Origin of the sequence: Aquimarina litoralis, from assembly GCF_019295435.1 — a bacterium.
Taxonomy (GTDB): domain Bacteria; phylum Bacteroidota; class Bacteroidia; order Flavobacteriales; family Flavobacteriaceae; genus Aquimarina; species Aquimarina litoralis_A.
Genome location: NZ_WEKL01000026.1, coordinates 1 through 18,668, shown reverse-complemented (window position 1 = coordinate 18,668; position 18,668 = coordinate 1). Strand labels below are relative to the sequence as shown.

16 protein-coding genes are annotated in these 18,668 nt (G+C 32.9%); 7 read left to right on the top strand and 9 right to left on the bottom strand.

What is annotated here, in order from left to right:
- Nucleotides 1-2: 2 nt before the first annotated feature.
- Both GBO31_RS14440 and GBO31_RS14435 read right to left on the bottom strand, forming a co-directional pair.
- Entirely contained in the window at nt 3-446 is a 444-nt protein-coding gene (locus tag GBO31_RS14440) for a DUF1569 domain-containing protein (RefSeq protein ID WP_219009069.1), read from the bottom strand.
- A 119-nt stretch (nt 447-565) separates the two neighbouring features.
- Entirely contained in the window at nt 566-1,012 is a 447-nt protein-coding gene (locus GBO31_RS14435; RefSeq protein WP_219009068.1) for a hypothetical protein, read from the bottom strand.
- Nucleotides 1,013-1,240: 228 nt separating this feature from the next.
- Here GBO31_RS14435 and radC point away from each other — a divergent pair, with 228 nt between their 5' ends.
- The 6 genes from radC to GBO31_RS14405 are packed head-to-tail and all read left to right on the top strand — an operon-like array spanning nt 1,241 to nt 6,836.
- On the top strand, nt 1,241-1,939 hold the full coding sequence (gene radC, locus GBO31_RS14430) for a RadC family protein (protein WP_219009067.1): 699 nt from the start codon (nt 1,241-1,243) through the stop codon (nt 1,937-1,939).
- 5 nt (nt 1,940-1,944) lie between these two features.
- Nucleotides 1,945-3,255 (top strand): polysaccharide deacetylase family protein, encoded by a 1,311-nt coding sequence (locus GBO31_RS14425; protein ID WP_219009066.1) that lies wholly within the window; start codon nt 1,945-1,947, stop codon nt 3,253-3,255.
- A complete protein-coding gene (locus GBO31_RS14420) occupies nt 3,236-3,925 on the top strand; it encodes a YjjG family noncanonical pyrimidine nucleotidase (RefSeq protein ID WP_219009065.1) in 690 nt (229 codons plus the stop codon). Before GBO31_RS14425 ends, GBO31_RS14420 begins: the two co-directional genes overlap by 20 nt.
- Nucleotides 3,926-3,973: 48 nt before the next feature.
- The gene (locus GBO31_RS14415; protein WP_219009064.1) at nt 3,974-4,564 is read left to right on the top strand and encodes a hypothetical protein; all 591 of its coding nucleotides are present in this window, start codon (nt 3,974-3,976) and stop codon (nt 4,562-4,564) included.
- A complete protein-coding gene (locus GBO31_RS14410) occupies nt 4,561-5,961 on the top strand; it encodes a DUF5723 family protein (protein WP_219009063.1) in 1,401 nt (466 codons plus the stop codon). Before GBO31_RS14415 ends, GBO31_RS14410 begins: the two co-directional genes overlap by 4 nt.
- Nucleotides 5,961-6,836 (top strand): hypothetical protein, encoded by an 876-nt coding sequence (locus GBO31_RS14405; protein ID WP_219009062.1) that lies wholly within the window; start codon nt 5,961-5,963, stop codon nt 6,834-6,836. The genes GBO31_RS14410 and GBO31_RS14405 overlap by 1 nt, the downstream gene beginning before the upstream one ends.
- 1 nt (nt 6,837) lies before the next feature.
- Here the strand turns inward: GBO31_RS14405 and GBO31_RS14400 are convergent, their stop codons facing one another.
- Entirely contained in the window at nt 6,838-8,115 is a 1,278-nt protein-coding gene (locus tag GBO31_RS14400; protein ID WP_219009061.1) for a replication-associated recombination protein A, read from the bottom strand.
- A 115-nt stretch (nt 8,116-8,230) separates the two neighbouring features.
- Here GBO31_RS14400 and GBO31_RS14395 point away from each other — a divergent pair, with 115 nt between their 5' ends.
- On the top strand, nt 8,231-8,968 hold the full coding sequence (locus GBO31_RS14395; RefSeq protein WP_219009060.1) for a rhomboid family intramembrane serine protease: 738 nt from the start codon (nt 8,231-8,233) through the stop codon (nt 8,966-8,968).
- Between the two features lie 22 nt (nt 8,969-8,990).
- Here the strand turns inward: GBO31_RS14395 and rlmB are convergent, their stop codons facing one another.
- The 6 genes from rlmB to GBO31_RS14365 form a co-directional block, all read right to left on the bottom strand.
- The gene (gene rlmB, locus GBO31_RS14390) at nt 8,991-9,725 is read right to left on the bottom strand and encodes a 23S rRNA (guanosine(2251)-2'-O)-methyltransferase RlmB (protein ID WP_219009059.1); all 735 of its coding nucleotides are present in this window, start codon (nt 9,723-9,725) and stop codon (nt 8,991-8,993) included.
- A gap of 87 nt (nt 9,726-9,812) precedes the next feature.
- On the bottom strand, nt 9,813-10,694 hold the full coding sequence (locus tag GBO31_RS14385) for a hypothetical protein (RefSeq protein ID WP_219009058.1): 882 nt from the start codon (nt 10,692-10,694) through the stop codon (nt 9,813-9,815).
- A 9-nt stretch (nt 10,695-10,703) separates the two neighbouring features.
- Nucleotides 10,704-11,636, bottom strand: coding sequence for a hypothetical protein (locus GBO31_RS14380; RefSeq protein ID WP_219009057.1), 933 nt, complete (start codon nt 11,634-11,636; stop codon nt 10,704-10,706).
- Nucleotides 11,637-11,653: 17 nt separating this feature from the next.
- Nucleotides 11,654-13,261 carry a SusD/RagB family nutrient-binding outer membrane lipoprotein gene (locus GBO31_RS14375; protein WP_219009056.1) on the bottom strand — a complete coding sequence of 536 codons (1,608 nt, stop codon included), beginning with the start codon at nt 13,259-13,261 and terminating at the stop codon, nt 11,654-11,656.
- A 16-nt stretch (nt 13,262-13,277) separates the two neighbouring features.
- The gene (locus GBO31_RS14370) at nt 13,278-16,508 is read right to left on the bottom strand and encodes a SusC/RagA family TonB-linked outer membrane protein (protein WP_219009055.1); all 3,231 of its coding nucleotides are present in this window, start codon (nt 16,506-16,508) and stop codon (nt 13,278-13,280) included.
- Between the two features lie 270 nt (nt 16,509-16,778).
- Nucleotides 16,779-18,668 (bottom strand): FG-GAP-like repeat-containing protein (locus GBO31_RS14365; protein ID WP_219009054.1); only part of this gene is annotated, 1,890 nt, incomplete at its 5' end.

The following is an 18,668-nucleotide window of genomic DNA, read 5'->3' as shown; positions in this document are numbered from 1 at the left end:
GGCTATACGTTAAATTGTTGTAAATGATGATCTAAATGCTTGTATTGCATTTTTCCCCATTGATCTTTTGTGAATTTTCCGAACATAGGATGTGGATCCCATTCAGAAACAATTCTTTTTTCAAAGAATTCATTAACCAAATCTAATAACTGTTTTCTTTCTTCTTCAAAAACCTTACTATCTACTACTTTTAACTTTGGATGAGTAGGTAAATTTTTCTTCCAAGGTTTGTCATTGTACATAGATTTTTTAAAAAGCAGCTTCGCAAAAAAACTGGGTTTCATTGCAGGGTGATCTTTTTTCAGAGCAATTTTAAGAGGAAACTGACAATGAAAAAGCATCTGCGAAACATCCATTTTACCCCAAGCGGGATCGCTAGAATTAGATAATTTGTGAATACGACCTTCTATTTCGTTTCTGGCAGGTTCATCAAAAAGAGATTTCATCTTAGATATTTTATGCTTACATCACCAAAAATAACAGAATTATTTTAAAWTGGGATACACAAAATGCTAAGCTATTATTAAAATAGCCTTTTGATGAATAACTGAAAAGGTAATGTGGTTTAACCTACTTTTTCGAATACTAGTTTAAGGATGCCTTCAAGATCTCCATTTGCAGAAATATCTGATGGAGTACCAAGATTTATCATCAACGGTTGATCCTTAATTTTTCCCATCAAGAAATATTGGAAAGTAGTACCTGATTTAAATTTAAAACCTTTTAATTGAGATCCAAAAGAAGTAAAGGTAACAGCTGTTTTAGAACTATTATCTGCTCCAAAAGCATCAATAGTAGCATCAAAAACTGCAGTTAACATATCATCACTATAGTAATCCCATTTTATTGAAGTTCCATTACAAGCTTGTAATTCAAATTCTGATTGTGCTTGACATCCTCTTGGTACTTGTATGTGATTTCCTACTAGGTTTAAAAAACTGATTCGTTTCTTGTCTTGTCCATAAAAACTAATGGTGGCCAATAATAATGCGAAGGTAAAAATGTTCTTCATAAATAGGTTAATTTGAAGTTGTTAAATTCTTTGTTTTTAGATTATGGGTGGTCAAATATAGTAAAACTTTCATTTTCAAACAAATATATATATAATGAATGTTTGAGAGTCAACTAAATTGGTGTTTTTTATTTTCGTAAATTATAGAATAATATCTTGTTTTTGAGATAAATAGTTTATTATTACATAGTAAAAAGTTTAGGGAATAAAACTTAGGAAAAAACATATATGAGCGAAAATAATACTTCATTTTCTATCAGGAAATGGAATGAAAATGATCGTCCAAGAGAAAAATTATTGGTTAAAGGGAAGAATGCTTTGACTGATTCTGAGTTAATAGCTATTTTAATTGGTTCAGGTAATAAAGAAGAAAGCGCTGTGGCTTTAAGTAAAAGAATTTTAGCTAGTGTAGATCATCAAATACATTCATTAGGTAAACTTTCTGTAAAACAATTGATGAATTTTAAAGGAATTGGAGAGGCAAAGGCAATTACAATTGTAGCAGGTTTAGAATTAGGTAAAAGGAGGAAAGAAGAAGGGGTACCTGTAATTTCTAAAATTAGTTCCAGTAAAGATGTTTTCGATCTTATGAACCCGTTAATTGGAGATTTAGAACACGAAGAGTTTTGGGTGTTATATCTTAATAACTCCAATAAAGTATTACAAAAAAAACAAATAAGTGTAGGAGGTAAGACAGGAACATTAGTAGATCCACGGATAGTATTTAGATTTGCAATAGAATTTGGAGCCACAGCAATAATCCTAGCTCATAACCATCCTAGTGGTTCTTTGGCTCCTAGTCAATCCGATAAGACGCTAACACAAAAATTGAAACAAGCTGGTGTTACCTTAGATATTAAATTATTGGATCATCTAATAATTACAGAAAAGGATTATTTTAGCTTTGCAGATCAAGCGATACTATAATCAATATGCTATTAATCTATGTTCAGGAAATAACGCCAAGAGTTTCTTATGCTTTTAAGCATATCTGCAAGAGAGTTTTAGGTTTAGAAATGGGTTTTACCTCTAAAATAGAAACATTTATTGCGCATGATGGTCCAAAATTATCTTATGGAAAACAACCGCTAGGAAAAGAACTTTATTTTCAAAGCGTAGAGTTGTTGTTTGAGCACGGGTTTAATGAAGTAGAAGTGCAAGTTGTTTCTTGGGAAGAGACAAAATGTTTTTTTCAAGTAAAGCATCCTAATACAGCATTGCCTTTTGATATATTCGCAGCCACTTTTTATCTGCTAACTCGATATGAAGAGTATTTGCCACATGTAAAAGATGAATTAGGTCGATTTACTGCCACAGAAAGTATTGCTTATCAAAATGGTTTTTTACAAGATCCTGTGGTTGATATTTGGTCTTATAAATTTAAAAGCATTTTAAAAGAAAAGTATCCAGATATTGTTTTTTTAGAAAGAGAATTTAAGGTTCAACCCATAATTTATGTTAATCAAACTTTTGCATACTGGCAAAAGGGGATTTTAAGATCTATAGGTGGAGGGATTCGAGATTTGTGGCAACTAAAAATAAATGAAGTTACCGATAGGATAAAAGTGGTTTTAGGGCTTAAAAAAGATCCCTACAATACATTTGATTTTGTAATTGATTTACAAAAAAAAATGAATAGAAAATGTCTTTTGTTTTTTGGTTTAGGAGACTACACGAATTATGAGAAGAATATTAATCATAGCAACCCACAGCATAGAAAGGTTATTAAACATGTATCAGACTATCTGGATATAGGTCTTAAAGTTTCATACGATGCAATCTCCGATCTAGAGATGTTAAAAAAAGAGAAGTCAAGAATAGAGAATATTGTAAATAGGCAATTGCAATTTTCTTTATGCTCTTTTTATAAGATAAAGCTGCCAGAAGCATATCGAAATTTTATAGAATTAGAAATACAAGAGGATTTTTCTATGGGATATCCAGGGCATGCAGGTTTTAGAGCAGGAACCTGTACTCCTTTTATGTTTTATGATTTAGACTATGAAGTTCAGACACCTTTGGTAGTTCATTCTTTTTGTTGCACTCCTAAAAGTTTTGAAGATGCAGATAACGAGTATGTGGTGAAACAAGAAATTATTGATTATATAGAAAAAATTCAAAAAGTAAACGGATTGTTTATACCTGTTTTTAGTAATGGTTTGTTTAGTGATCTTAATGAACAAACCTTTTGGAAATCGATATTTAAATTTATTTGGAATAAAGATGAAATTGACAAAGATTGATCATATTTTTTTTGATTTAGACCATACCTTATGGGATTTTGATAGAAATTCTATTCTAGCCTTTCAAATGATGTTTGATAAGTTTGAGATAGAAATTGATATCCATCAGTTTTTGAAAGTTTATCAACCAATTAATTTACATTATTGGAAATTATACAGAGAAGAGAAAGTTACAAAGAAGGAGCTTCGTAGAGGACGATTAATAGAAGCTTTTGCGGGTTTTGATAAACAGTTTTCGATAGAAACAATTGATGCCTTATCTGAAGATTATATAAACTTTCTACCTCTAAACAATTATTTGATAGAAGGAACACTTGAGTTGTTGAATTATTTGCAGCCAAAATATAAACTACATATAATCACAAATGGCTTCAGAGAAGTGCAAAACACTAAGCTAATCAACGCTAAAATTGCTCAATACTTTACAACTGTAACTAATAGTGAAGATGTTGGAGTTAAGAAACCTAATCCAATTATTTTTGAACATGCTATCAAGATTTCTGGCGCGAATATTGATAATAGTTTAATGATTGGAGATAACTATGAAGCAGATATTTTAGGTGCAGAATCTTTGGGGATCAGAGCAATATGTTTTAATTATCATAAAGAACAAATACCTGCGGATAAATTACAAGTTTCTTCATTAAATGAAATAAAAAAGTACATTTAGTAATAATTATTTGTATATTTTCGTTACATACTAAAACAACTCCCCCAGATGAAAACAAAGAAAACCTATGCATTGCTGCTATTTTTTAGCGCAATAATGTCAACAGTTTCCTGTGTCAAGGAACTAGATTTTGAACAGCTTGATGATGTTGTTCTCACGCCAGTATTTGAGGCAGATTTTATTTATTCCGAATTTGATATCGAGGAATATATTCCCGATGGACTTCCTCCCGATACAGAGTTTACATTACCTCCAGAAGTTCTAAGAGATACGGTAAATTATGATTTGGTAGGAACGGATTTTGCTGTAGATAATTTAGATAGAGTCGAATTGACTATTGAAGTGCGTAATACAATAGAAAGGCCTTTTTTAATTCAGTTTCAATTTTTAACACAAAATGAACAACCGCTAGGTCAGTTATATAGCGTTCCTGTACAAGCGGGAATGGGAGCGGGTACTCAACCGGTAATTTCTTTTTCAGATCCTAATCCTATAGTTTTAGATAATGCAACTTTAAATCAGTTGTCTTCAGCACAAAAAATAGCGACAGAAATTATTGTTACTTCGTTGAATACTGATTTAAGAGGTGTTCTGAATATTAGATCAAAAGCCAGTTATTATGTAAATTACGAATTATGAGAATCTTATTATGCCTTTTTTTAGGTTTATTGGGATGCTCATTATATTCTCAAAATAAAGAAACCTTATACGATTTTACGGATCTACCGCAATCACTTTTATTAAATCCTGGTGCTGAAGTGAACTTTAATTATCATGCAGGGGTTCCTTTTCTTTCACAAATACATGTAAACGTTGGATTTAAAGGTGCTTCCATTTATGATGTTTTTGCAGATGATGGTAGAGATATTAATCAGAAAATTGAAAATACAATTAATACACTTACTAGTAATGATTATTTTACACTAACTCAGCAATTAGAACTGCTAAGTTTTGGCTGGCGTAGTAAACGTAATAAAGATCTATATTATTCTGGCGGGTTATATCAAGAACTAGATTTAATAGTTTATTTCCCTAAAGATTTTGCAGTGTTAGCATACCAAGGAAATCAGGATTTTATTAATGTACCATTTAGATTTTCTAATGTAAGTGCAACGGGAGAATTACTTACAGTTTATCATTTTGGATATAATAAAAAGGTAAATAAAAAATTAACTTTCGGTGCTCGAGCGAAGTTGTATTCTAGTATGTTCAATTTCAGGAGTACAAAAAATAGAGGAACATTTACCACTTTTGAAACTCCACAGGGGAATAATATTTATCAACATGTAATTAGTAATGCAGATGTGAGTTTACAAACATCTGGGTATGCTTCGTTGCGTGATATTGAATCAGAGGATAACGCGGATGGTGCCAAACAAGTAATAAATAAGTTTTTAGGTAGAGCTTTCTTAGGTGGAAATTTGGGAATTGGTGTAGATTTAGGATTTAGTTATAAATTAGAAGATCAATGGACCGTAACCGGTAGTATGACCGATCTGGGGATGATTTTTTATACTAAAGATGTTGAGACATATAGAGCTAGAGGTAATTTTGTTTTTGAAGGATTAGAAACACCAATTACGGATGAAAATGGGCAAGACGTTTTGGATGAATTAGAAGAAGCAATTCCAATAGATACATTGAGTACGAGTTATGCTGCATTAAGACCATTAAAGCTCAATAGCTCGATAAAATATTCGTTCAACAGATATGATGATGGTACCTGTAATTGTGCTATAGAAGGAGAAGGGCCTTTGTATCAAGATGCTTTTGGTTTACAAGTGTTTACTCAATTTAGACCCAAAAGACCGCAATATGCAGCCTCATTGTTTTATTATAAACGATTGTCTAGTTTTCTAAGAACAAAATTGACATATACTGTCGATGATTATTCTTTTAAAAACATAGGTTTTTTAATGTCTACGCATATTAATAAAATTAATTTTTATATTTCGGCGAATAATCTTTTAGAATATTCTAATCTCGCGGATGCTAGAGGAGCATCCATTCAGTTAGGATTTAATGTAATAATGTAATGAGTATAACACGTATTTTCTTTTTTGGGCTTTCTTTTTTATTTACAATTAACTTTTCAGCACAAAACTCTGTGAATGATTATAAATATGTAATCGTGCCAGAAGGTTATGTGTTTTTGGCAGAAAATGATGCATATCAAATGAATTCATTAACCAAGTTTTTATTTAAGAAGTATGGATTTACTGCTTTTATTCGTGGTGAAGACTTGCCTAGAGATCTAAAATTGAATGGTTGTAAGGGGTTAAGAGCAGATGTGCGAAAAAAACCAAGTTTGTTGAGAACAAAGTTGATTGTAGATTTAATAGATTGTAACGGTACCATAATATTTAGTACAAGAGAAGGAGTTAGTAGAGAAAAGGAGTTTAAGAAATCATATCATGAAGCTTTAAGAAATGCTTTTAAGGATTTTAAAACTCTTAATTATAAGTATAATGGGAAAAAAGAAGGTGATGTTGCTAGTAATGAAAGTGGTGTTGCCGTTCAATCGAATATATCAAATGACTCTGAAAAGCTAAAAAAAGATAAGCCTAAGGCCAATACAAAAGCTAATGCACCTAAAACAGTTGCGGTTGATCAAAAACCTAAGGTTAATAAGGAAAAAGAAATAGTTGCTGAAAAATCTATTAGTTATAGTTATAATGAAGAAACATATGTTTTAAACAAAAAGGCATATGGTTATGAGTTATCGGTTAAGAAAGATAATTCTTTTGTATCCCTTGGGAAAGTCTTAAAGTCTAGTCGAAAGAATGATTTTATCGTTCGTGCTGGTGAGTTAAGCGGTAGCGGTTATTTTGATTCTTATGGAAATTTTATTTTGGATAGAATTAATCCGGCAACAGATAAGTTAATTACAGATACTTTTGCCCGTCAATAAATTAATAGTTGTATTTATCTCCCCAACGTGATTTAAGAAATGATCTAAAAGCATTCTCACGTTGATTATTACCAGGTTCATATAACTTTGTGTTTTCTAAGGATTCCGGAAGAAATTCTTGATGAACAAAGTTGCTTTCATGATCGTGTGCGTATTTGTAATCTTCTCCATATCCTAATTCTTTCATAAGTTTAGTAGGAGCATTTCTAATATGTAATGGTACTGACAAATCTCCAGTTTGTCTGACTAATTGTTGTGCTTTGTTGATTGCCATATAAGAAGCATTGCTTTTAGGAGAAGTTGCTAAGTATACTGCACATTGACTTAAAATAATTCTGGCTTCCGGATATCCAACAGTTGTTACAGCCTGAAACGTATTATTTGCCATTATTAGAGCAGTGGGATTAGCATTTCCAATATCTTCCGATGCTAAAATGATCATTCTACGTGCCAAGAATTTAAGATCTTCGCCACCTTCAATCATTCTTGCTAACCAATATACAGAAGCATTTGGATCACTGCCTCTAACAGATTTTATGAATGCCGAAATAATATCATAATGTTGTTCACCAGTTTTGTCGTATCTAACGGTGTTTTGTTGTACAAGCTTTAGAACTAAGTCATTCGTTATAATAACCTGATCATTTTCCTGACTATTTACAATGAGCTCAAAAATATTTAACAATTTTCTTGCATCTCCACCGCTTAATCTTAACAATGCTTCGGTTTCTTTGAGTTCAATGTTTTTAGATGATAAATATTCGTCTTGTTTCATTGCTCTAGCTAATAAAGCTTCTAGTTCATTCTTTCCAAATGGATTTAAAACATATACTTGACATCTTGAAAGTAATGCAGGAATTACTTCAAAACTCGGATTTTCCGTAGTAGCACCAATTAGGGTTATCCAACCTTTTTCTACGGCACCAAGTAATGAATCTTGTTGTGATTTACTAAAACGATGAATTTCATCTATAAAAAGGATAGGATTCTTAGCAGTAAATAAGCCTCCACTTTGTTTTGCTTTGTCAATAACCTCTCTAACTTCTTTTACTCCGCTATTGATAGCGCTAAGTGTATAAAACGGTCGTTCTGATTCACTTGCTATAATATTAGCAAGCGTCGTTTTTCCAACTCCTGGAGGGCCCCAAAAGATAAGAGAAGGGATGATCCCATTTTTTATTTGCTTCGTTAACGAACCATCAATACCAATCAAGTGTTCTTGACTTAAATATTCTTCTAAGGATTGAGGTCGTATTCTTTCAGCTAGCGGTTTATTCATATTTACAAATGTACTAAATGACGTTTATTTTGATATAAAGACAGTAGAAATTAAATAACTGACATTTTAGCGGTGTTTTATTTTTGGATGGCTTTTTGATCAGTAAACTTTAATTATGAGACAAAAAGATCATTTTAGCTTTAAAACTGGAGTTGTTGGATATCCATTGTTATTTGTGTTATTGATTTGGATAGTTTTCTGGTTCGAAATAAGATTTAACTTTGATTTTAATCATTTCGGTATATATCCCAGAACATTAAAAGGACTCCGAGGAGTTCTCTTTTCTCCTTTTATTCATGGAGATTTAGCTCACTTATGGCATAATACCTTGCCTTTACTGATTTTATCCATGGCGCTTTTTTTCTTTTATCCTAATAATTCGTGGAAGGTAATTCTTGTGGGTGGTATTCTAACAGGAATTCTAACGTGGGTTTTAGGACGTACAGCAAACCACATTGGCGCTAGTGGAATTATAYATATGCTTTTTGGATTTTTATTTTTTAAAGGGATCATTGCCAAACATTATAGGTTAATTGCATTATCCTTTGTCGTGGTGTTTATTTATGGGAGTATGATTTGGTATACACTTCCTGTAGATCCAAAAATTTCATGGGAAGGGCATTTGTCAGGACTTATAGTAGGAATTTGTTTAGCTTTTTTGATAAAAAAAGGGATCGCTATACCTAAAAAATATAAATGGGAGGCAGATGATTATAATCCTGAGGAAGATGAGTTTTTAAAACATTTTGATGAAAACGGTAATTTCATAGAAAATTTACCTGAAAGTAATTCTCCAGAAGGTATAGAGATTGTTTATACTTATAAAGCTTCAGAGACTAATGAAGAAGAGTGATTTGTGATCTCTTTTTGAAGGTTTATAATCGTTGTCTAATAGTTTCATATAGAAATACACCACAAGCAACAGAAACGTTTAAAGAGGCTATGTCTCCATACATAGGGAGTTTAGCCTTATGATCAACAATTTTTAAGACGGAATTGGAAATTCCTTTTCCTTCGCTACCCATAACAATTGCGATAGGAGCTGTTAAATCAATATCGTAGATTGGAGAAGTTGCCTTTTCGCTGGCTGCCACTATTTGTATTCCAGAGGCTTGTAGATAATACATGGCATCTTTAATATGATCAACTTTGCAAATTGGTATTTTGAAAATTGCTCCTGCAGAAGTTTTAACGGTATCTGCACTCACAGGAGCACCTCCTTTTTTCTGAATGATAATACCATGTACTCCGGTACATTCAGCGGTTCTTATGATGGCTCCAAAGTTACGAACATCTGATAACTGATCAAGAATTAAAAACAAAGGAGTTTTGCCAGATTCAATTATCTGTAGTGTTAGGTTTTCTAAATCTTGAAATTCGATGGGAGAAATATAGCCCACAACACCTTGATGATTCTTACGAGTTAGTCTATTGAGTTTTTCAATAGGAACTGATGAAAAAGATATATTTTCTTTTTTTAGTAAGTTGATTAGCTCTTTTGATAATTCTCCTTGAAGGCCTTTTTGAATGAAAAGTTTATCAATTGTTTTTCCAGCGTTGATAGCTTCTATGACAGCTCGTATACCAAAAATTTGAGACTCTTTTTTCATAAACGAAGATGATGTTTTAAATAGTAAAGGTTGCCTAAAAATAGACAACCTTTACAGTATATAATAATATTAACTTTGTTAAGTCAATTAATTAGTTGTAACGGTATATGTAGTACCAGCTTTTACAACTCTTCCGATTTCAATAGAAGCAGAGTCAAAATCAGCTCCAGATCCATCCCAAGTTTCAGATCCTGCAGGTAAAGTTCCATTTACAATCTGAACAGTTCCATCAGGAAGTGCATAGAAGAAAGTGTAATCGATATCTTCAGTTGTTTGAGTTTCAGTTGTGTTAAATACCTGAACTGAAATAACAAACTCTCCATCAGGGAAACCAGCTGCTAGTGTAATAGCTTCATATCTAGTTCCAGTCTGACCAGTTACCTGACCAACACCTACTAAGTTAGCTCTAAAATCAAGGTCATTAGCAGGAGCTCCACTCCAGTCTACCAATAAATTTGCATCACCGGCTGCAGAAACTGCAGGTAAACGGTTATAAATATCAATAGTTACTGGTTCTGAACTTAAAGCCGTATTGTCATTTTCAATAGGAGTAATTGTTTCCTCCATATCTTCATCAACTTCAATATTTACTAATCTTACACCAGAAGCAGCGATCTGAACAGTTTGTGGTCTAAAACCAACACCTGCGTCCACGTCTAATGCAGTTATAGAACCTGTTGCGGTAGTTGCGCCATCTACTAATCTAACCTGTTCTATTGTAGTAACAGCAGGTGAACTAGATTCTACTTGAATGATTGCATCACTTGCAAAACCAGAAGGAACAGAAATGTCAAAATTTAAGTCACTTTCAATTGTAGCGAAAGTAAATTCTGGAGTTATAGTGGCTGTAACATTTGTAGTTGGCGCCGGTGGAAGTACCACATTATTTAGTTCATTATCTTCATCATCACAAGATGCAAATGCAGCTAGGAGGATAGATAGTGAAAGTATATACTTATAATTTTTCATGATCTTTTTTTATTGTTTAGTTAAAACTAGAGTCCAAACTCCTCCACAACAAGTTAATGTTACTGGTATTGTTAATGTAGTATCAGCAGTACAAGTTAAAGCTAATGCTGCAGGAGAACCAGCAAGAGGTCCATAATCAGAATCGAAAGTAAGTCCACCTGCTCCAACAGGGAAAGCTACTCCGTCTGCACCTAAAGTTAAACCTCCGAAAGAAGTATCAACATCTAAAACAAGGTCATCACCACCAGCAAATCCTACAGAACCACCAACGATTGTAATTTGGCTTGCTCCAGGACCAACGATCACTTCTCTTGTTGGATCTGGGTCTGTTAATCCAAGACCAGGTGCTAATAAGTTAGTTGTCACGTCATAAGTTCCAGCTAACTCAGCTATATCAAATGCAGGACAAGCAAAAGTGAAATTGAAGTTCATCGCATTTCTATAAACACCTCCTAATAAATTAGAAGAAGTGTTTCCTCCTGATAAGATACCTGTGTCAGGATCGAAAGCTGGAACTTGTCCAGTAAATGCTACACCATCATTTCTTACTGCCTCAGCAATGAATGCGAAGTTGTCACCAAAGTTTAAATCTGTTAGTTCAAGATTTAATGCATCAGCAATCATTTGAGCATTTATAGTTAATGTAGTAGGAAAACTATCGATAGTTAAAAAATTCTCTACAGTACTTACATTTCCTCCTATGGTAGCTACCATGTCTAATGTATAAGAACTTGTGTTTTCATTAACATCTTCAATAGGTAAAGAAAAACCAGCTGCTGTTGGATCTTCGTAACTAAGTGTTGCAGGTGCTACTTCATTAACGAATCTAATAAAAGAACCCTGTGATGCTGCAAAGTCTGGTAATGGATTTTTGCTCTCATCTTCACAAGAGATTATTGTTACCAGAAACAATAAAGCGAATATTTTATTTAAATTTTTCATGTCTTTCGAAAATTAAATTAATCGATAAAGTTTGCAGGATTATCATCCCAGAAAACTTGATCTGTTAAGAAATTAGAATCTATATTAGGATTCACTAAAGTCTCATCCGTAGGAAGGATAAAAGATCTTGGGAATGGAGATGGAGATATCGAAGCTTGTAATACATTCGGTAAACCAGTCTTTCTATAGAAGTTATAAGACTCTAATCCATTTCCGTAAGATGCGATATAGAATTCTCTTAAGATGATGTTTAAACGACCATCGTTAGTAGTTTCAGCATCATAATCACTTAAAACTTCAGTAACATAATCCTCAATGTCTGTAGCACTAGGAGCTAAATTTCCAGCTACTGCAGCACCGAATCCAGTTACTTTAGATAATGAATTTCTAACACCTTCTTCAAATAATGTTCTTGCATCTCCTGTAGTTCCTAACATTAATGCAGCTTCAGCAAGTGTAAACTTTGTAAAACTTGATAAGTAGATTGGGTTTATTCCAGCTCCACCTAAGTTGTTTGTACTGTTGATACCAGGTACTCCATTATCATTATCGAAAGCTCCACCACCTGGATATACTCCATAAATAGTTCTTGCTAAGTTATCTGCAGGTACCCCTTGAGAATCACCGTGCTGTCTACCCCAGTAAAAATCTCCAATATAACATTCAGTTAAAGTTGTAGTACAAGGTAAATCATCACCCATTGGATCAGTTAATGATTGTCTGTAGAAATAGTAGCGTAATCTTGGATCAGGCATTGGTTGAGAATCTTTAAGAAGTCTCATAAATCCATTGTTCATATATAATACTACACTAGCACCACCACCTAAATAAGGGTTCGTGAAAAATCTGTGTCTACTTTCTACTGGAGAACCATTTGTACTAAATTGAAATTGGAAATCATCACCAATTGTTTCAATTAAGTTTCCTTGAGCAATTAATTGATTGATTCCAGTTGTAGCTCTAGCAGCATCAACGTTTCTAATTTGGTTATACATCTTCAGTTTTAAAGTGTTACCAAATCTTATCCATTGAGTAAGATTACCGTCATAAAATAAATCTTGAGTAACTGTATTTGCAGTACTACCAGATAAATCAGCGATACCAGCATCGATTAAGTCAAACATTGCATCATAAACCGCTGCATCATCATCTAATTCAGGATTAGGAAATTCTTGAGGGTTGTTAGCTTGGCTAAAAGGAACATCACCTACCATATCCGTTAAAGAAACAAAAGTGTAGGCAGTAATTAAGCTTGCAATACCTCTATGCTTCACTAAATCAGGATTAGATTCTGCTAGTGTATTTAATAACAATCTACTGTTATTAATTCTATATGCTCTAGTCCAGATGTTTGCACCGGTTTGTAACGTAGTATTAGTTACATTACCAGCATATCCATCGAACATGTATAAAAGTCTAGTTATTTCTGATGAACGATCACTCATTTCTCCAAACATGAAAGAAAGATCTAATTGTACTTGGTTTAGAACAAAATTAGGATCTGCACTACCTGGAGTTAATGTATTAGGCGATTCTGCTAAATCAAGGTCTGTTGTCTCACAAGAATTGAAGACGAGCATAGCACAGGCAATGATTGCAAGCTGTATATATCTTATTTTTTTCATTTTATTAATTTTTTATTTAGAAAGTAGCTTTTATACTAAAAGAAAATCTTCTAGCGGTAGGTGCTGTTTGGAAATCTAAACCACGACCATTACCAACACCTGTACTTAATACTTCAGGGTCAAAATTCAAGTGCTCTGGGAAATTATAGGCTTTGTACCATAAGTTTTGTCCAGATAAACTAAATGACATTGATCCAAAAGGAGTCTGTGCTAAGAATGATTCTGGTAACTTATAACCTATAGTTACGTCACGTAATCTTAAAGTAGTTCCATCAAACACTGCAGCTTCATTCGCTCTAAATACATTTTGGAAATAAATATCATTTGCACCAATTTGAACTGTATTTTGAATTGGCTGTCCGTTTGCATCTAAAACAGGCTCTCCAGTTACAGGGTTACCAACAACACCTGGAAGAACTGTAGTAGACTCTCTATCTTCTGTATCTCTAGTAACACCTCTTAATAATAAGTTGGTAGCTGTATTTGAGTAAATATCACCTCCATGAGTATATTCTAACTGAGCTGATAACGATAAACCTTTATAAGAAAAAGAGTTGATTGTCGTTAAAGTCCAGTCTGGATTCGGATCTCCGATAATTCCAATTGGATCAACAMCAGGGATATCATTACTAGTAATATATCTTCCTTCTGTAGTTGTGTTAGCAGCATCAACAAGAATGTTTCCATTGTCATCTCTTATGTAGTAACTACCAACTATAACACCTAATGGTTGTCCAGCGATTGCTGCGTTACCAAGGTTAGTAAATCCAGTAAATACAATTCTTTCTTCAGGAATTTCAACTACTGTGGTTTCAGCTGCGTTGAAGTTGTTTTGGATACTCCAAGTAAAGTCATTTGTCTTAACTGGAACTATATTTAATCCAATCTCGATACCTTCACCGTCAATTCTACCAGCATTTATCTGTGTTTGCGTAAATCCTGTAGATGGAGCAAGATTTGCTGTTAAGATTTGATCTTCAGATTTTCTTGTATATACACTCGCATCTAAGTTAAGTCTGTTAGAGAAGAAGTTTGCTTCAACACCCACTTCAATCTCAGTATGTAATTCAGGCTTTAAGTTTGGATTTGCCTGTGCTAAACTAAGAGAGTTTGTAGTTACCGTACCATTAGTATTGATAAATGCACTACCGTTAGAAGTTAACTGCTGAACTGTTGGGAATCCTTGTGGGAAACCAGCAGATGTAGCATAAGATCCTCTAATTTTTAAGAAATTAAGTACATCAGATTTAAGTCCTGGGATCGCAGTAGTTGGGATAATCGAAAGCGATGCACTAGGATAAAATAATGATCTGTTTTCAGACTGGATATTAGATACCCAATCGTTTCTTCCAGAAAGTGTAAAATAAAGATAGTTGTCATAGTCAATATTTAACTGACCAAATAAACCAACTACATTTCTGAAAGTTTCAAATTGTAAGTCACCTCCAGTTACAGGGTCATTATTTACATGATCAACATAGTTATCATGATTTAATCTTCCAAATACGATTTGATTTGTACTTGCGATACCATCTTGATTGTAATCATCAGCTCTACTTTCAAAACCAGCTAAGAAGTTGAAGTCAAATTTTCCAGCTTTATAGTCAGATAAGTTTAATATTAATCTGTGATTCTGAATTTCATTTGTTCCTCTTACCGTTCTTAAGTAACCAAGTTGGTATTCAGTTCTTGCAACACCACCTCTATTAACAAAGAATCTTTGTCTATCAGAGTATGTGTCATATCCATATGTATACTGTAAATTAATATGATCAGTAAAAGTATAACCAGCATTAAAAGAACCGTAAACCCTTCTAGTATCAGATATGTTACCACTATTTTCTAATAACCAATATGGGTTTTCAAGATCTGGTCTGTAGTAAGCACTACCTCCAGTAACTGGATTTTGGAATGGTAAATTCGTTAAATCAATATTTCTAGGTATAAATAATAATCTTTCAAAGATTGAGATAGTACCTCCAGCGTTAGCTGCAGAAATAGGAGGTGTTGTTAACTTTGTGTTTACGTAGTTAATAGTACCACCTACATTAAACTTGTTGCTTAATTTTAAATTACCACCAATACTAAAGCTATTCTTAGATAAGTTATTTGATGGGATATATCCATCTTCTTCAGTGTTGTTATAGCTAAAATTAATATTTCCGTTTTGGAATGAATTAGAAATGTTAACTGAAGTTGTTCTACCTAATCCTGTTCTAAAGAAATCAGATACATTGTTTTCAGCTGCTTCATAAGGTATTTCGATTCCGAAAAATTGAGGGAATACCTCATCAAAACCTGCATTTCGACCATTTGCATATGGATGTATTACAGTGTCTATAGAATCAAACGCTGCTCCCCAGTTTCCAACAAATCCAGGATTGAAAGCCTGATCTGCTCCTTGTCCATATCTGTTTTGGAAGTCAGGAAGGTTAGAGATTTGAGTAATATAGTTTGTGTTTGCAAAATTAATCTCAAACTTTTTGTTTGCTTGGCTACTACTACCTGCTTTCGTAGTGATCAATATTACACCGTTTCTACCTCTAGATCCATATAAGTTAGCAGCACTAAGACCTTTCAGTACACTAATACTTTCAATGTTATCTGGATTCAAATCTAAAGTACGGTTACTAACATTTGTACCACCCGTAGTAAAACCATCTACGTTATTTGGATCAGATGCGAAAGGTACACCATCCACAATATAAAGCGGCTGGTTAGTACCATTAATAGAAACATTTGTTCTAATTTGAATATTTGTAGCACTACCTGTTGCTCCACCAGAACCTGTAATAGCAACACCGGCGATTTTACCAGTTAATGCTCTGTTTAAATCAGCTTCAGGTTTTTGTTCAATGTCATCACTTTGTACTACAGTTACGGCATAACCAAGAGATTTTTTCTCTCTTTTAATACCTTGTGCTGTTACAACTACTTCTTCTAAAGTAGCAGCGTCTTCAGCAAGTTGAATGTTGATTGTGCTTTCATCACCAACAGCAACTTCTTTTGTTGTAAAACCAAGATAGCTAAAGGAAAGAACAGCACCTCTGTTTACTTCAATGGTATAGTTACCATCAAAGTCAGATTGCGTACCTTTACTCGTACCCTTTACAACGATGTTAACCCCTGGTAAAGGCAACCCACTATCGTCGGTTACATTACCTGAGACCGTTTTTTCTTGTGCAAACGTTAGTTGCACTACAAACGCCAGCAATAGCGTTAGAATTCCTCTAAACTTTGTTCTCATTTTATAATTTATTTGAATTAGCCAATGCCAAAAATCACAATAATATCTTTATAAAACAACTTTTTAATCCTAAATTTTAAATAATTGTTAAATAGTTATATGAAAAACTTAAACTCTTCTACAACGTTATAGTAGAGGGGTTTTGACGATTTTGATGTTTTAATTATTTGACTTTTTTAGTTATTTAAATAAGACATGAATTGAATTATTTGAAATATTTGAATGTCGGAACTGCTTAGTTTTTAAACAATTACGTTTCTTGTTGTTTTGCTAATTTATTTTGGTAGAATTTATTTTGTAAATTTTTATGCTATCATTATTAGGAATGGTTAATAAATACGTTTCTTTCTTACGTTTTAACAGGTAGTTTTTCTCTATTTGCTTTCCATAAAAATCAGAGTTTAATTCTGGTGTTATTTGATAAATTGGTTTTTTTTGGTTGGTAATAGGGCTTATTAAGAACAATGATTTCGAGTTAAAAGCACCATGGTAAGTATTTAAACCATTAAAATTACCCGCGGTGAGTAGTTGTTCTTTTCCTATTTTGTTAAAATCATATTCGAGAAAACAGTTTATTGTTGTTAATTGAAGTTGTTTAGGAAACTCAATGAAATTATTGAAAGTATTTTCATTGTTTAAAATATATCCGCTAGCAAGAGTATTTACTTCGCTTATTTCAACAGATGATGGGTTTAATTTTTTTATAAAATTATCTGTTGTTTCTTCTGAAAAACTTAAATAATCAGGATATAGTTTGTTGATAATAGGTAGTTGAGAAGCTAACTCGTCTTTGGAGTTAATAGTATAGTATTGATTCTGTTTGTAATGTGAAAGTATTGATTCTGTTTGACCATTTTGATCAAAATCGGAATAATACATTTTGATTGGTTTGCTTGGAGTGGCTCTAAACTTTGTGTTTAGTCCCCAGTTTCCTAAAATTATATCTTTATCTCCATCATTATCTATATCATAAGAGGTTATGGATTGCCAAAGTCCTAAAAGGGATTCTAGTCCTTTGATTTCTGACATGTTACCATTGTTGTTAATGTATACTCTTGGGTAATCCCATTCTGTTGCAACCAATAAGTCTTTGATATTGTCATTGTTTATATCACTCCATATTGCATTTGTGACCATAGAGTTAAGTGAGAAATTAGGATCTTTTTCAAATCTTCCATTTCCAATGTTTTTCAGTATATAAGAATTTACTTTTTCACCAAAGTTGCTTGGATTTGATCTGTTACCAACAAAAATATCAGTGTCCCCATCATCATCATAATCATAAGGAGATAGTACAGCTGTGTTAAGTCTATTTTGAGGAAAGTCGTTCATTTTTGTAAATGTGTTGTTTCTTTTATTGATATAGACTCTGTCATTTAAATATAAAGAGTCTTTTTTAGAAATAGTTCCTGAGCCAACTACTAAATCTAAATCATTGTCATTATCAATGTCTACAAAAATTGCATCAATATCTTCACTAATCGAGTCCTTTTCTATTTCAGGAATAGCAATTTCTCGATATCCATCAGATGTTCCAATAAATAATTTAGATTTCTTATAAGATGCACTTCCTATATATATGTCATCAATACCATCATTATTGATATCTTCAATGGCAACTGCTGGGCCTTGAGTTGATACTTTATATGGAATTAATTTTTGAATATCAAAATCGTTGTAATTGTCTTCTGTATGTTTATGCGAAATTAGATTTACTTTTTCGAATAGAGGAGGATGTAGGTTGTGTTTGTCTGAAGTTGCTAATAGGTCAGTGTTTTTGTAATCTATTACAATTTCCTTGTCAGTGATTTTTGTTTGGATCTTTTGTTTGACTTGATCCGGCCATACAACTATAATTGAGTCTATATTGTTGTTTTCGGATAACCCGAAATGAAGTTTGGGTTCGATAGATGAAATGAATCCTCTGGAAGAGAAGAGTTGTTTGTATTGTACGGTTTTTTCAGTATGAACGTATACTTTTGATCCAATGCCTCTTAGGTTTTTGTCTTTGTAATTAAGTGTTATGGAAATGCTTTTATGATTATTCAAAGAACTAGAATTGTTTTCGTATACAGATGCATAATCATTAAGATTGTTGACCACAATATCTAAGTCTCCATCTAGATCTAAATCGGCATATGCAGCTCCATTTGAAAGCGT